This is a genomic window from Thalassoroseus sp. (assembly GCF_984380535.1).
In genome coordinates this window covers 79631-92746 of record NZ_CFHRBF010000004.1, presented here as the reverse complement: position 1 = coordinate 92746, position 13116 = coordinate 79631, and the positions used below count along the sequence as shown (strand labels likewise).

Here is a 13116-nt window from a genome sequence, read left to right as displayed (position 1 = left end):
TTTCGTCAGGCACAGCCTGACCTACTTCTTACTACGCTTTCACAACTCGCCAATCAACAAGCGCGGCGAGCAAAACAATGGCGAGGGCTAGTAAAATCAGCCACGAATATGGGTTATCGAAGCGAAAATCGTTGACGGTTTCGGTGGTCTGTGGCTCGATGACGCCGTCGTTCAAAGCGGTGAGCACGGATTCGCGAGGGTCATGAAAGTTGACAGCGAACCGGTCCAGCAACTTTTCGCCGGCGAAGATTTCATAGACGCCAGGTTGATCAAGACCGCCGATCTCGACAATCCCAGACAGATCGCGAGCCAACTCCCGTTCCGTGTTCTCACCGACCAACCGCAGTTCGATCTCGTTTTCGGAAATCGGCCAACGAAACCGGATGATTTCACCGACGCGGTAATTCCAACGCCGTAATCCTGGCAGATCATCCCGACGGAGTTCGACAAGATTGCTCAGCAAGATTGGCCAGTTCTCGCTCTCGCTGAGTTGCGATCGACTAAGGTCGATGTTTAATAGAAACGCCGTCGTTCGGGTTCCTTCCAATTGGCCGAGTAGCGGAAGTTGGTCGGCGGTGATGAGCGGGTTGATGTCTAATCCCACTTTCTGCACCCCACCCCACACGAGGTTGCCAAGTTCCAGTCCTTCGATCAGCGGATGGCGTTTTTCGAGGATGTAAGGGCCACCAAGATCGACAGCGGCTTCCTTCGCTTCCTCGGTTTGGCTCAGCGGACCAATGCCCAACCACCACAACTCTCGGTCGGAACGTGGCAGTGGATTGGGCGACGTGATGACGAGATCTGCATCACCGGCTGCGACCTGTTCAACGTCCGGCAACGCTTCGATCGCCTTTTTCACAGCGGCTTGCGTGGTCGGATTGCCTGCGAGATCGATGGCAACTTTCACCGGTCGCGGTTGCGGTTCGATGAGCGTGACCGTGTTGTCGATCGCAAGGCTGTCTTGGGGTGTGGAGAGATCAATCACGATATCGCCAATACCCATCGGAACCGGCACAAGCAACGGCGTTTCCGCACCTGGTGTGATGGTTAAGTCTCGTTCGAAGACCGTTTGACTACTCACACGTCCCCGGACCGAAACCACTGCAGCATTGGTGTTGTAGTTGACGAATCGCAGATAGATTTCGCTGGTTTCTTTGTCGGAATCGATCTGCCAACGGGCAGCGAGAATGGCCACGTTCGGCAAACGTTCGCCGACGGCTACCGTCTCCATCCTTTGTGGCAGCGGCGTCGTCTCGGCCGGCAGATGGTCCGTGAGAAACAACATTTCTCCCGATTCGCCCGCGAACTGAGCTGCCTGGTCCCAGGCGGTACTGAACTCATGGATCGACACCGACGGTTGCCAACTCGCGAGCTGATCGCGAGCTTCGTCGACACTCGCCAACGGACCAATTAGCGTCGCCGGTCGGTTGCCGGTGACCAATGCCGTGACGCGACTCCCTCGGTTGAGATTGTCCATGCGTTCCAATAATTCCGCGGCAGCGAGATCGCGAAACGAAGTGTCCGTCGTCGGTTCGGCTTGCATCGAGGCGGAATTGTCGAGCACAACCACCAAATGTGTTGCCCGGCCGAGTTCGCCGAATCGCGGCTGTGATAGAATCATCGCGATCAAGAACGCTGCCAAAAGCTCCAGCAGCAGTGATGGAGTGATCGGCAACCGTTCCCGTGTCCGGCCGACCGACCGCATCTCATGTTGCACGCCCCATAAATGCACACCCGCCACCACGATCGGTGGAAAGCGACGATGATAAAGGTGAATTGCCACGATCGCCGGCATCGCCAGCAACGCGAGTAATCCCCAAGGGTTGGCAAACGACATGCATTCGGGTCCCGGTCAGTTTTGGATTTGATCAGCATAGCGGTTCACGGAGTTTCTTCCCAGCACACGATTGCTTAGGATAGAATCGTGGCATCTCGAAATAGCAGCCAGTTGAAAATTTGTGCCACGGCGATGTCAGCCGTGCTTGACCGAAAATGCGTGCGGGTGATCCGCACGAGCGAGACGCCAGTGGCACACCGAACTGAGTTTTTCAGCGGGCTTATCAGACTTTGCGATCGGAAGACCTTCGCCCATGTATCTGCTCAAGATGGCCAAGCGTGCCTTGTTCGAAGCCGACAAGCGATTGCTGCTCAAAGTCGCCTGGACGATGGGAGTGAAAGGCACACGCAGCGTCCGGTTGCACAAAAAACGTCTGAAACAAGGCAACTATTTCCCCCCGTTCTTGTATGTCTCGGTAATCAATTCCTGCAATTTGCGATGTCAGGGGTGTTGGGTCGATGTCGCGGCCAAACAGCAGACGATCGACTTAGAGGCGATGAACAAGCTCATCAATGAAGCGAAAGCGATGGGCAACGTGTTTTTCGGAATCGTCGGCGGCGAACCGTTTATGCACCCGCAGTTGATGGAGATTTTCGCAGCCCACCCGGATTGTTATTTTCAAGTTTTTACCAACGGGCAATTCATTACGCCGGAGAAAGCGAAGCAACTCCACAAACTCGGCAACGTGACTCCGCTGATCAGCGTGGAAGGCAACGAAATCGTCTCCGACGAACGCCGAGGCCGCGAGAACGTCTTTAGCAAGACGATGCAAGGTGTGCACAACTGCCTAGAGGCGGGCGTGTTCACCGGCGTTTGCACGAGCGTGTGCCAGACGAACATCGATGACTTACTGACTGAGGAGTGGGTCGACAAGTTGATCGAGATGGGCGTGTTCTACACCTGGTTCCATATCTACCGTCCGATGGGACCGGACGCCTCGCCAGAGCTGTGTCTCACGCCGGAGCAACAACTCCGGGCGCGAAAGTTTGTCGTCGAGATGCGGGCGAAAAAGCCGATTGTGATTATCGACGCCTACTTCGACGGCAACGGTGAAGCGTTGTGTCCGGCGGCAACGGGGATCACGAACCACATCAACCCGTGGGGCGGTATCGAGCCCTGCCCGATCATTCAGTTCGCGACCGACAACATCCACGACGAATCGAAGACGTTGGCCGAAAAGTTTAACTCGCCATATCTCAACGACTTCCGCAAACTCTCGCAGGAAACAACACGCGGCTGCATCGTCCTCGAACGGCCTGACTTGTTGAAACAACTTGTCGAGGAACATTCCGCTCCCGATGTCACCGCACGACAGTCGGCGCTGGCGGAGTTGGAAGCGATGCAAGTTCGCACATCGCAGTTCAACCCCGGCAACGAAATTCCGGAAAAGAACATTTGGTACCGCTTGGCGAAACGCTTCTGGTTCAACGACTTCGGCGTCTACCGCGATCAGGATCACAGCACCACCGCCGCCCCCGGCGTGTTGGCGGCGAATGGTTCTGAAACCACGGTCAAACCGGATCCCGCGTTGCCGATCTTGCAATAGACTGAAGAAACATTGTGCACGGCCCCGACCATTCGGCTGTTCTCAGTCACTTTCATACCTGAATGACAGCTGCACGGAATTTCTCGCAGACAGGGAGGCGGCAGCCACAATCATGTGGAATCTTCAAGAGCCATCGCCCAATGATGCATTGACCGATGAGATGGTCGGGGAAGCTGAAAGTGTGCTTGGTGTCAGTCTCTCTGCCGACTACGTTGCCGCCCTCAAACAAAAGAATGGCGGCTCAACATTGGGGAACTACTTCAAATTACCGAAGCAATTCGTTCCATCGCATCTACGGGGATTTGTTGACCACGGCTACACTTCTATTGATGAAATCAATGGCATTGGCCAGACGCATGTGAGTGTACTGAATACTCCCTACATGACTGACGAATGGGGCCTTCCCACAGGATTCGTCTTGCTGGACGGCGATGGACACACATGGACAGCTTTTGACTACCGCACCAACAAAGCCAATCCAACAATCGTATTTTTAGATTCAGAGTCCGGCGACACCTTGTACGTAGCTGAAGGCTTTCTGCAGTTCTTTTCCTCGCTCGTTCCCCACGAGGCACTATTCGACGACGAAGGTGAATACATCGGTCCTGCATAACGGACGTCGGCTAGACCGTTGCTCACGCGCTAGTTGAAATGAAAAAGCCCGCCGAGATCGAATGATCCCAGCGGGCTTGAATTTTCTTCTTAACGGGGCCTGTCTCGTGGAAGTGCATCACCAAAGGCGTGAACCTGCCCGCCGCGGACCCGAACGACGGCTGTGCCGTCAGTCGTCATAGTCGACTTCGATGTAACCGTCTTTGGATTCGACTTCGACCTTGTAGTCGTCGAACTCGAGTTTGACCTTCCGGCCGTTGTTCTTGACTTCTTGTTTCTCCGGCGGGAATGGTGGCACGAAGACTTTGACGAACACCAAACCCTGGCCAAGCGGATTCGCAATGGCCACGTGTGTCGGAACGGCAGCGGGGTGGATGTCTTTGGCGTCTTTGACTTTGACCCGAGGGAAACACTGCATTGGTGTCGAGACACACTGACCGGCACGGTATGGCTGCTTGATAACCGGTTCGGAAATGGTAACCGATGGGTTATACGCATCCTGCTGAATCGGTGGCGGTGCCAACGCAGGGCCATTTGAGAACGCTTCGTCCGGCGTCGGTGGCGGCGCTACCGTCTGCGGGGCCGAATAGTCACTGTAGTCGTGTTGATGGTACTGATTGACGACGGGTGGCGGTGGTACATAACTCGGTTGTGTCGGCACAACTCGGGACTGAGGAACAATATAGGTGTTCCGGTGCGGTACCACATAGCTCCGCGACGGGTATCGCGGCGGCACAACGTAAGTGCGTGGAACGTAGCTCCGCCGAATGATCACGCCATCGTCGTCGTCAAAATCGGGCGTGTAAAAACGTGGGCCACGGAATCGCGGGCCGTCGTCATCATCGTAGTCGGGTGTATAGAAACGAGGGCCACGATATCGCGGTCCGTCGTCATCGTCGTAGTCACTGAAGGCCGGGCGGGTCAGGCTGGTCGCTCCCGCGAAAAGTCCGATCGCCAGCAAAGTCAGGGCAATGCGTTTCATAGTTGTGGTGTCCTCTTCCCGGTCAACTGACCATCGTGGTAGTGATTCTCGAAAGAATTCCGGGGCAGCGAATATCCGTCGTTGCCTCGTCTAACACTATTATGGCGAATCGCCACAATTGTCCCGACACCAATTTTGCCGCAATCCAGGAAACTTAGGAAAGATTGCCATAAATGACGATTTATTTCCCCTCAGACGCCCAAGCCGAGCCGTGGGGGAATTCGTACATGTCTAACGATTCCGGTTTCATCGTAATGCTATAGCCAGGGGCTTTAGGGGCTTGGTAGCAACCATTCTCCATGACGACCGGATCGAAGAAGTGCTCGTGGAGATGGTCTGCGTACTCGGTGGCACGCTCCTCAAACGTCCCACTGACGCAGACATAGTCGATCATCGAAAGGTGCTGAACGTACTCACAGAGCCCGACGCCACCCGCGTGTGGAAACACCGGCACATCGAAATGAGCCGCAAGCAATAGCACCGCGAGAACTTCATTGACGCCACCGAGTCGGCAACTGTCGATCTGACAGACCTGCATCCCCCCCGCCTGTAGGAACTGCTTGAACATCACACGGTTATGACAATGCTCACCGGTCGCGACACGGATAGGCGAAATGCCTTTCGCGATCGCTGCATGGCCGAGAATATCGTCTGGGCTGGTCGGTTCCTCAATAAACCATGGATCAAATTCCGCAAGTGCCCGCATGTGGTCGATCGCTTGCGGGACTTCCCAAACTTGATTGGCGTCCATCATGAGTTTGCGATCGGGGCCGATTTCCTCCCGAATAATCCGGCAACGACGGATGTCGTCCTCCAAATCGCGGCCGACTTTGATCTTGAACCGCTCCCAACCCCGTGAAAGCATCTCTCGGCAAAGTGAGCGGAGTTGATCGTCGTCGTAACCCAGCCAACCGGCTGACGTTGTGTAGGAAGGATAACCTTGGCGTTCGAGAGTGGCGATCCGATCGGCCTTGGTGTCGGCAAGTTTTTGCAGGTGCTGCAACGCAGTTTCGCGGGTGATGGCATCGGTGAGGTAACGGAAGTCGATCGCGGAAACGAACTCCTCGGGGGAGAAGTCGCTAACCATTCGCCACAGCGGTTTGCCGGCTGCTTTGGCATCGAGGTCCCACATCGCATTCACGACCGCCGCCGTCGCCAAGTGAATAACGCCCTTCTCTGGTCCAACCCAGCGAAGTTGGCTATCCCCTGTGACTCGTCGCCAGAATCCACCGCGATCCGCTTGGAATTCTTCGAGAGTGGTGCCAACGACCAACGGTCCCAGTGCCTCGATGGCTTGTCGACATAGTTCGTTGCCACGACCGATGGTGAAAGTCATCCCATGACCTTCAAGACCGTCAGCATCGGTCTGCAAATTGACATAGGCGGCAGAGTAATCGGGATCGAGATTCATCGCATCCGATCCCGCGAGACTTTGCGAGGTCGGAAAGCGGATGTCTTTGGCAATCAGTCCAGTAATTGTTGTCATAAATCAGAAACCTACGGAGCGATCGAGTTCTATGTGTAAGATGTTGCTACGGTCAGGAGGAAATCGTTTAAAGCCACAAGGGGCACCACTTAGCCCATTTCCCGTTGGCACGGGGTAAGCCGTACTGTACCATATCGACCCATGTCAATCTGTCCCACTGGGCAAACCGTGTCAGATCTTCGGGGCACCAGGATTGGCTGGGCAAAACAATGACGGTTTTGGCGTTTTCATGTTAGTCACTTTTTGACGTAATCGCTCGGCCACATTGTTGATTTGGATTGGATTGGACCAACACTCACTCGGCGTCCCCTTCATTGAGAGACTCTCGATGCTCAGCGACACGCTCCTTTTTGTTGGTGGCTGCTCCGGGAGCTTCGCTGCACCAACGGAGAACCGGCCCGTTTTCGATGCCGATTCTCCGCATCAAGTGCGACATGTGCCATTTTCCCGCCAAAAATTCGGCAGTCGCACCTCATCCTATTTTCTGCGGCATCGTGATACGTGGATTGTGATCGATCAGGGGTTGGGAATCGAACCGATTTCCGAGTTCGTCATCGATATGCTGCAAGCGGAGCGGATCGAGAACCCGGTTGTGCACCTGCTGCAAACGCATTACCACGAAGATCACATCGAAGGTCTGCGAGCAAATGCGTTGATGTTTCAACGGGGAACAACACTACGGTTTTATAGCCCGAGGCTGCAGGCACGTGCTTCAACGCGATTGTTTACACACGATGAGACGTCACCGACCTCGAGTTGTCCGCTTGATCCATGCATGATGGACGTCCTAGAGGCGGAATTTTGTAAGAGCTATTGGCCGGTCACTTTGGACTTGTTGGACCGCACCGGTGCGACGCGAGAGCACGTCGAATTTCAAACCGGCGACACCCTGCAGATCGACGATGTGGTCGTCCGGACGACTTGGCTGCCCCACCCCGGTGAATGCGTGGGCTATCGCTTCGAGTTCGCTCAGAGTGATCCAATCGTGATCGCGACCGATCATGAACCGGCAGTCGAGGTGAATACTTCGATTGTCGATTTCTTCGACGGTGCGGGTTTGCTTCTGGCAGATATGCAGTATCGCCAAGCGGAATACGACGGAACAATGGCGATTGGCCGTCGCTCCGAAAACTGTATGTCCCGCGAAGGTTGGGGGCATGGAACACCTGAGTTGCTGTTCCCCTATATCGAAAAAACGAGTCAGCGACCCAAGAAACTGCGGATCGTCCATCACGACCCGAAGCGGTCCGACGAAGATCTTCAGTCCTTCCACGAAGAAAGCCACGACATTCTCAAGCGGTACCTCGGTGACGATTCGATCGACTATGGATTTGCGGCCGACGGGGAGTTGTACTGGCTCTGAGTCTTAGACCGGCATTCAGCTGACAGAACAGACACTGTCGAAGTGCGAACGAAAGAAGGTCGTTACTGCGGTTTAGCGGGCGTCGTCACGGTCTAACATGGAGACCGGCACGATCATCAGGCTCGTGGCGACATTCGTGACCAGCAAATCGATATCCTCCTCGGACGCAGTCAATTCGTGAAATGATCGCGTGAGTTTGCTGATGTCGTCGTCTTCCACCAACAATTCCAATCGGCATTTGGTGGGCAAGGCTCGTCCGCGTCCGATCTCGTGCGAGTCAGCAGCGGCTCCATCGTAGATCTTGAGAATAGAAGCCGACCGCCAGGATTCCTGCTTCAACAGATCTTGAATTTGTTGAAGTTGATGGGTGGGGAAAACGCATTCAATTTTTTTCATTTGCCCGACCCCTTTCTGACACGAAGAATCAAACGCGACAGTCTGGACTGCATGTCGCGTGCCGAAGCCCGGTTTTTTCGCGAGGTTGGGCAGTCGAGAGTGGGTGTCGGCACTCCACGAAAATGGATTCACCAAGCCGTCGTACAGTAGAGACAGTTATTTTTCATTTTCTGCGAGTTTTGCCGAAAAGTGTTTGCGATTGCTGATTCATCCAGCATGTGCTGCCCGTTTCGTAGACTTTGACGAGTTTTAGTATGTTCACCTAGTACAGCAGATCGACATGGCTCTGCAAAAAGCGGAATCCTTCCAGCTTTTGCTCTTTGAATCCAAGATCAATTCTTGACGAGTTCAATTTCCAGAGATACCGTGAATCGCAACAGACGTTTGAAATTCGTCGGTCCGGAACTTGGCGAACGCTGACACGTGGCGGTCTGGATCGCGTGTATTAAGAGGCTCGTGGATGCTCGCTAACATGGCGGTGTCCTTTGTGAACGCGAACAGTTTATGAACGCAAATCCATCGGAAATCGCTTTTCAGTGGCGATATGCGTTCATCGGCTCGGTGTTGCTCGTTTCGGTGGCGTTAGTCTCCCTGAGTTTTCATTGGTGGTCTATCGAAACCGATCGCGGGCTGCAGACTTCGCTGCCCCCAGATCTACCGAGCCAGCAAGCGGAAGCTTTGTACGAAGCGGCTTTCTCGCGTGACTTGATGAGCAATAGTCTGTTCGTCGTTCTGCGTCGGACGGGGCGGTCGGGAGGATTGCGTCCGGACGATCGCGAGTTTATCGAGAATGTTCTGCAGCCTGCATTGAGTTCCGTCAGCGTCTACGACCAATGGGGAAAACGCACCCGAATTGTCAAGAATGTGCGGACCGCACGGAACAAGTACATCGGATCGCTACTGGATAGCGAGGATGGAAAAGCCACGCTGGTCGCGGTCGAGTTGAAAGAGGATTTGACAGATCAACAGGTGCTGCAAGCGGTTGATCAAATCGAGAGGCTGACTGCTCAACACGGTCCTTTGGCTGCGTCTCCGCATAGTTTGTTCCGAGCCGGTGTGGTGCCGCCTGGTTTGTCGATGGAAATGAGCGGAATGGCCTCATTCACACGCGACATCAATCGCGCGAATAAGGCCAGTGCCCGAGCAATTGAAATGTGGTCCCTGCTGGCGTTGGGGCTGCTTTTGATCGTGACACAGAAATCCCCCGTGTTAGTGGTGATTCCATTGGGGGTGGTCTTTTTGTCTGTCCACGCGGCCTTGGGATTTCTGACGTTCACCACCGAACGCGGCTGGCTCACTCTGTATTCCGATTTCCGGTGTTATGCTGCCGTCGTGTGTTATTGCGTGGCTGCTGAACAATGTCTTTGGTTGTTGTCCGGTTATCGAACGCAAGTCGAGCGACAGAGTCGAACAGCGGACGCATTCCCGCAATTTCCGTGGCGTCAGATTCGCCCAGTTCTGATCGGTGCTATTGCGACCGTTGCTGTCACGTCGACGTTGTTGTTCGCAGACTTCGGTCGTTTTCATCAGATCGGAGCCGTGTTGATCGTGGGGCTCGTGATCACTTGGGGAATGTCGAGTTTGCTGACATTCGGCGTGATTGGGACGCTCCAACACTGGATCTTTTGGCCACATCGGTCGCAAGCTCGGATTTCCGCTCGGAAATCTTGGTTGCGGTCTCGGCAAACGGAGTCGACTCTTCGACGTGCAGAACCGGAAGGACCAAGCGACCGCAGCAGTCGATTTGGCCTACCGTTGTCGTGTGCCCTAGCAATTGGGTTGTTGCTCCCGTTCGCGATTGTGGCGGTGCACAATGCTGATCGCACGACGTATCGGCTTTTGAATGTCCTCCCGATTCATGCACCCAGTGTGATTGGCGCGGACGCGGTTCAACGACATTTCCCGCCTGGTGCGATCAGTCCGGCGACAATCTTGCTCGAGGATCAGACGGTTCAATTTAACTCTGTCGAAGGAAAGCAACTTGTTGCGGACTTGACCGAATGTGTCGCTTCCGCTTCGGAGACACACGGGATTCTCGACGTGCGGAGTTTGGCCTACCCGCTCGGACTGCAAGAAGAACGCAAGATTCAAGAGACCGTGCCGTTTCGCATCATTCGACACCGGGCAGCGGTCTCGCATTACGTTGCGGACCAAGGTCGATGGAATGGGCATGTGACGAAACTGGATTTGATCGTCGACCAGAGCCCGTTTTCACGCAGCGGCTTTCACGAGTTCGAGCAACTTCAAGAATTGATCCATGCCTGTCTTCCGCCAGAACTGAGCAAAAGCCGAGTGTATTTTCTCGGAGCGACGGCTCGAATTGTGGATCTGCACTCGGTCAATCAACATGATCAACTCGTGATTCAACTCGCATCGATCGTCATTGCGATCGGATTGTCACTGGCGGCGGTCAAACGACTTTCCGTGGCATGTGTGCTGGTATGTTCGGGTCTGCTTTGCTGGTTAGCCACGATGGGCGTGTGCGATTTCATACTCAGCGATGTTCTTGCCGGTGGGCCTTATGAATTGGATTGGCAAGTCGTGACGCTATCGTTCACGATCGTCTTTGCACTCGTGTTCCCAGGCAACTTGGCGGTGGTGCGTCAGGTACTGACTCGGGCATCCCAAGCTCCGACCAATGAAAGCAACGCGGTGGTGTTGGGTGGGCTCGCGATGCTTGCTTGCTCCCTCTCGCTATTTGCCAGCGATGTCCTCGGGTTGCAACAGTTAGGATTGGCGATTGCGGTGGGAATGGTTTTGACCACGGTTTTAGTGCGGCCGTTCTTTATCCCAGGTTGGATGCACCTATTGTCGAACGACGAAGAGACCAGTCACACGCCGTCGCCCGAACGCACCCTCAGTGAATCACGTAGCGAATTCGCTCACCGGGAACTCCGCGACTAATCTTCTACGCCGGTCCGCCTAGAACACATGACCTTCTTGGGGGCCGTTTTTCGTAAGCGTGAGGACTTCGGGACCGTCTTGAGTCATCAGGATGGTGTGTTCGAACTGAGCGGATAACGTGCCGTCGACTGTGCGGACTGTCCACCCATCACTTCGGTCGAGACTCGTCCGGAAACCGCCAATGTTTAGCATTGGCTCGATAGTAAAACACATGCCCGGTTTGATGACTTGCCGCCCGAGTTTGGAATCGGGAAAGTGTGGAACACCGGGTTCCTGGTGAAATCCGCGTCCAATGCCGTGCCCCTGATACTCGCGGACGATCTCATACCCCTTGGCACGGGCGTAGTGATAGATCGCCCGTCCAATATCCAGCACGCGACCACCGGGTTTAATCGCGTGAATCCCCTTCCAGAGGGATTCGAACGTCGTTTGCACCAGTGCCTTGGCCTCGTCCGAAACTTCCCCGATCAGGAAGGTCTCTGACTGATCGCCATGCCAACCATCCACAATCGTAGTGATGTCCACGTTCACGATATCTCCCTCCTGCAGCGGGATATCGTTAGGAATGCCATGACAGACGACATCGTTGACGCTGGTGCAAATCGTCTTGGGATAACCGCGATATCCCAGGCATGCCGGCGTATGGCCGTGGCTGAGCGTGTACTCGCTTGCCAATCGATCCAAGTCGTTTGTAGTGACACCCGGTTCGACATACTGCCGCAGGTGGTCCATCAATTCCGCATTGAACTTCGCAGCGGTTCGCAAGGAATTGCGGTCACGTTCGTTGTAAATTGGTGGCTTTTTGTGAAGCACGATAGCGTCCCGCGTTGAATTCAAAAACTTGCATTGGGCGAACGTCCCCACCGACGGGCGGTTGACAGATGAACGCGCATTGTTTCGAGTTTGCCGGTCGAGATCAACCGATCTTCCGCCCTACCGTAGTTATTTCGATCCAAATCGGTACGGTGTCAAGCGGTTTATGGTCCTTCGACAGGATTTCGAAGGATTCCAATTCCTCCGATTTCCGCTTCCACAACGTCCCCAGCTTTCAGGAATTTGCCCTTGGGGAAACCGACACCGTCCGGTGTGCCGGTCGAAATGACATCACCGGGCATGAGTGTGACAAAGCTGGAAACGAACTCCACGATCGCAGCCACCGGGAACACCATGTCTGCGGTATTGGCGTCTTGCTCGGTTTCGCCGTTCACACGGAGATCAAGCTTGAGAGTCTGCGGGTCTGGGATGTCGCTTACCGGTGTGATGCAGGGACCCATCGGGCAGAACGTGTCATGCCATTTGCCGTGGAGCCAGTCGAAGAAGGAATCCTTTTCACGTGCCGTTCGGTTGGAGTTCGGTTTGAATTTGCGGTCGGAAATGTCGTTGATCACGGTGTATCCCGCGACATAATCGAGGGCGTCACTTTCGGAAACGCCTTTGCACTCGCGACCAATCACCACGCCCAATTCGAGTTCCCAATCAATATAGTTTGGCGAAACAGCCGGGATTCGGATCGGGTCATTCGGGTTGGTCAACGTGGTCAACGGCGGTTTCATGAAGACATATGGAAAGGTCTTGGCCCGTTCTTCCGCCTTACCGCCACCTTCTTCAATGTGTTTCGAATAATTTCCCGCAAGCAGCATCAATTTCGATGGCGCAGGAATCGGCACCAAGAGTTTGACATCATCAATCGGAAGCGACTTGCCCGCATCCAGGTTCTCTGCGACCGCTTGAACTTCTTCGGCGAGTTCGCCGTGAGGCAAATACGGAAGAACCGAATCGTTGACGGTCAAAGATGCGTCAATGGAGGTTAGCGGGGTGACCGTTTCATCTTGATAGATACCGACGTGGGTAGAATTTTGATATTCGAATCGACACAGACGCATGGCAGAGTCTCGGTTGAATGTTCGCGAAGTTTTCGGTTGGATTGGCCACAGTCTGCAGTCTTAAACGATTTCACGCAATGCTACAAAGGCGTTCGTTGATATCACAG

General features: G+C 54.5%; 11 protein-coding genes. 4 read left to right on the top strand and 7 right to left on the bottom strand.

The features are described from left to right. Positions 1 to 31: 31 nt before the first annotated feature. On the bottom strand, positions 32 to 1837 hold the full coding sequence (locus AC5DDB_RS06530; RefSeq protein ID WP_491738887.1) for a vWA domain-containing protein: 1806 nt from the start codon (positions 1835 to 1837) through the stop codon (positions 32 to 34). Between the two features lie 253 nt (positions 1838 to 2090). Here AC5DDB_RS06530 and AC5DDB_RS06525 point away from each other — a divergent pair, with 253 nt between their 5' ends. Together AC5DDB_RS06525 and AC5DDB_RS06520 are read left to right on the top strand one after the other, a co-directional pair. After that, positions 2091 to 3383 carry a radical SAM protein gene (locus AC5DDB_RS06525; protein ID WP_491738886.1) on the top strand — a complete coding sequence of 431 codons (1293 nt, stop codon included), beginning with the start codon at positions 2091 to 2093 and terminating at the stop codon, positions 3381 to 3383. Positions 3384 to 3495: 112 nt separating this feature from the next. Continuing rightward, entirely contained in the window at positions 3496 to 3996 is a 501-nt protein-coding gene (locus tag AC5DDB_RS06520; RefSeq protein WP_491738885.1) for an SMI1/KNR4 family protein, read from the top strand. A gap of 168 nt (positions 3997 to 4164) precedes the next feature. On the opposite strand, the gene AC5DDB_RS06515 is transcribed toward AC5DDB_RS06520, so the two are convergent. The 3 genes from AC5DDB_RS06515 to AC5DDB_RS06505 form a co-directional block, all read right to left on the bottom strand. Next, complete coding sequence (locus AC5DDB_RS06515; protein WP_491738884.1) at positions 4165 to 4977, bottom strand: hypothetical protein; 813 nt, start codon at positions 4975 to 4977, stop codon at positions 4165 to 4167. 181 nt (positions 4978 to 5158) lie between these two features. After that, a complete protein-coding gene (locus AC5DDB_RS06510) occupies positions 5159 to 6463 on the bottom strand; it encodes an L-fuconate dehydratase (RefSeq protein WP_491738883.1) in 1305 nt (434 codons plus the stop codon). Positions 6464 to 6758: 295 nt separating this feature from the next. After that, the gene (locus AC5DDB_RS06505) at positions 6759 to 6899 is read right to left on the bottom strand and encodes a hypothetical protein (protein ID WP_491738882.1); all 141 of its coding nucleotides are present in this window, start codon (positions 6897 to 6899) and stop codon (positions 6759 to 6761) included. Between AC5DDB_RS06505 and AC5DDB_RS06500 the strand changes: the two genes are divergently transcribed. Beyond that, positions 6900 to 7826, top strand: a complete 927-nt coding sequence (locus tag AC5DDB_RS06500; protein WP_491738881.1) for an MBL fold metallo-hydrolase — start codon at positions 6900 to 6902, stop codon at positions 7824 to 7826. A 72-nt stretch (positions 7827 to 7898) separates the two neighbouring features. Here AC5DDB_RS06500 and AC5DDB_RS06495 read toward each other — a convergent pair whose 3' ends face one another. Continuing rightward, complete coding sequence (locus AC5DDB_RS06495) at positions 7899 to 8222, bottom strand: hypothetical protein (protein ID WP_491738880.1); 324 nt, start codon at positions 8220 to 8222, stop codon at positions 7899 to 7901. Between the two features lie 504 nt (positions 8223 to 8726). On the opposite strand from AC5DDB_RS06495, the gene AC5DDB_RS06490 reads away from it, so the two are divergent. Next, on the top strand, positions 8727 to 11126 hold the full coding sequence (locus AC5DDB_RS06490; protein ID WP_491738879.1) for an MMPL family transporter: 2400 nt from the start codon (positions 8727 to 8729) through the stop codon (positions 11124 to 11126). Positions 11127 to 11144: 18 nt separating this feature from the next. On the opposite strand, the gene map is transcribed toward AC5DDB_RS06490, so the two are convergent. Beyond that, positions 11145 to 11942: a type I methionyl aminopeptidase gene (gene map / locus AC5DDB_RS06485; RefSeq protein ID WP_491739139.1), complete on the bottom strand. Its 798-nt coding sequence runs from the start codon at positions 11940 to 11942 to the stop codon at positions 11145 to 11147. Between the two features lie 161 nt (positions 11943 to 12103). Further along, the gene (locus AC5DDB_RS06480; protein WP_491738878.1) at positions 12104 to 13009 is read right to left on the bottom strand and encodes a fumarylacetoacetate hydrolase family protein; all 906 of its coding nucleotides are present in this window, start codon (positions 13007 to 13009) and stop codon (positions 12104 to 12106) included. Between the last annotated feature and the right edge of the window lie 107 nt (positions 13010 to 13116).

Bases quoted from the DNA above. Each gene is read 5' to 3' on its own strand.
- AC5DDB_RS06525 (WP_491738886.1), top strand. From the start codon at position 2,091: ATGTATCTGCTCAAGATGGCCAAGCGTGCCTTGTTCGAAGCCGACAAG.
- AC5DDB_RS06515 (WP_491738884.1), bottom strand. From the start codon at position 4,977: ATGAAACGCATTGCCCTGACTTTGCTGGCGATCGGACTTTTCGCGGGA.
- AC5DDB_RS06490 (WP_491738879.1), top strand. From the start codon at position 8,727: ATGAACGCAAATCCATCGGAAATCGCTTTTCAGTGGCGATATGCGTTC.
- AC5DDB_RS06495 (WP_491738880.1), bottom strand. From the start codon at position 8,222: ATGAAAAAAATTGAATGCGTTTTCCCCACCCATCAACTTCAACAAATT.
- AC5DDB_RS06530 (WP_491738887.1), bottom strand. From the start codon at position 1,837: ATGTCGTTTGCCAACCCTTGGGGATTACTCGCGTTGCTGGCGATGCCG.
- AC5DDB_RS06510 (WP_491738883.1), bottom strand. From the start codon at position 6,463: ATGACAACAATTACTGGACTGATTGCCAAAGACATCCGCTTTCCGACC.
- AC5DDB_RS06520 (WP_491738885.1), top strand. From the start codon at position 3,496: ATGTGGAATCTTCAAGAGCCATCGCCCAATGATGCATTGACCGATGAG.
- AC5DDB_RS06480 (WP_491738878.1), bottom strand. From the start codon at position 13,009: ATGCGTCTGTGTCGATTCGAATATCAAAATTCTACCCACGTCGGTATC.
- AC5DDB_RS06505 (WP_491738882.1), bottom strand. From the start codon at position 6,899: ATGTCGCACTTGATGCGGAGAATCGGCATCGAAAACGGGCCGGTTCTC.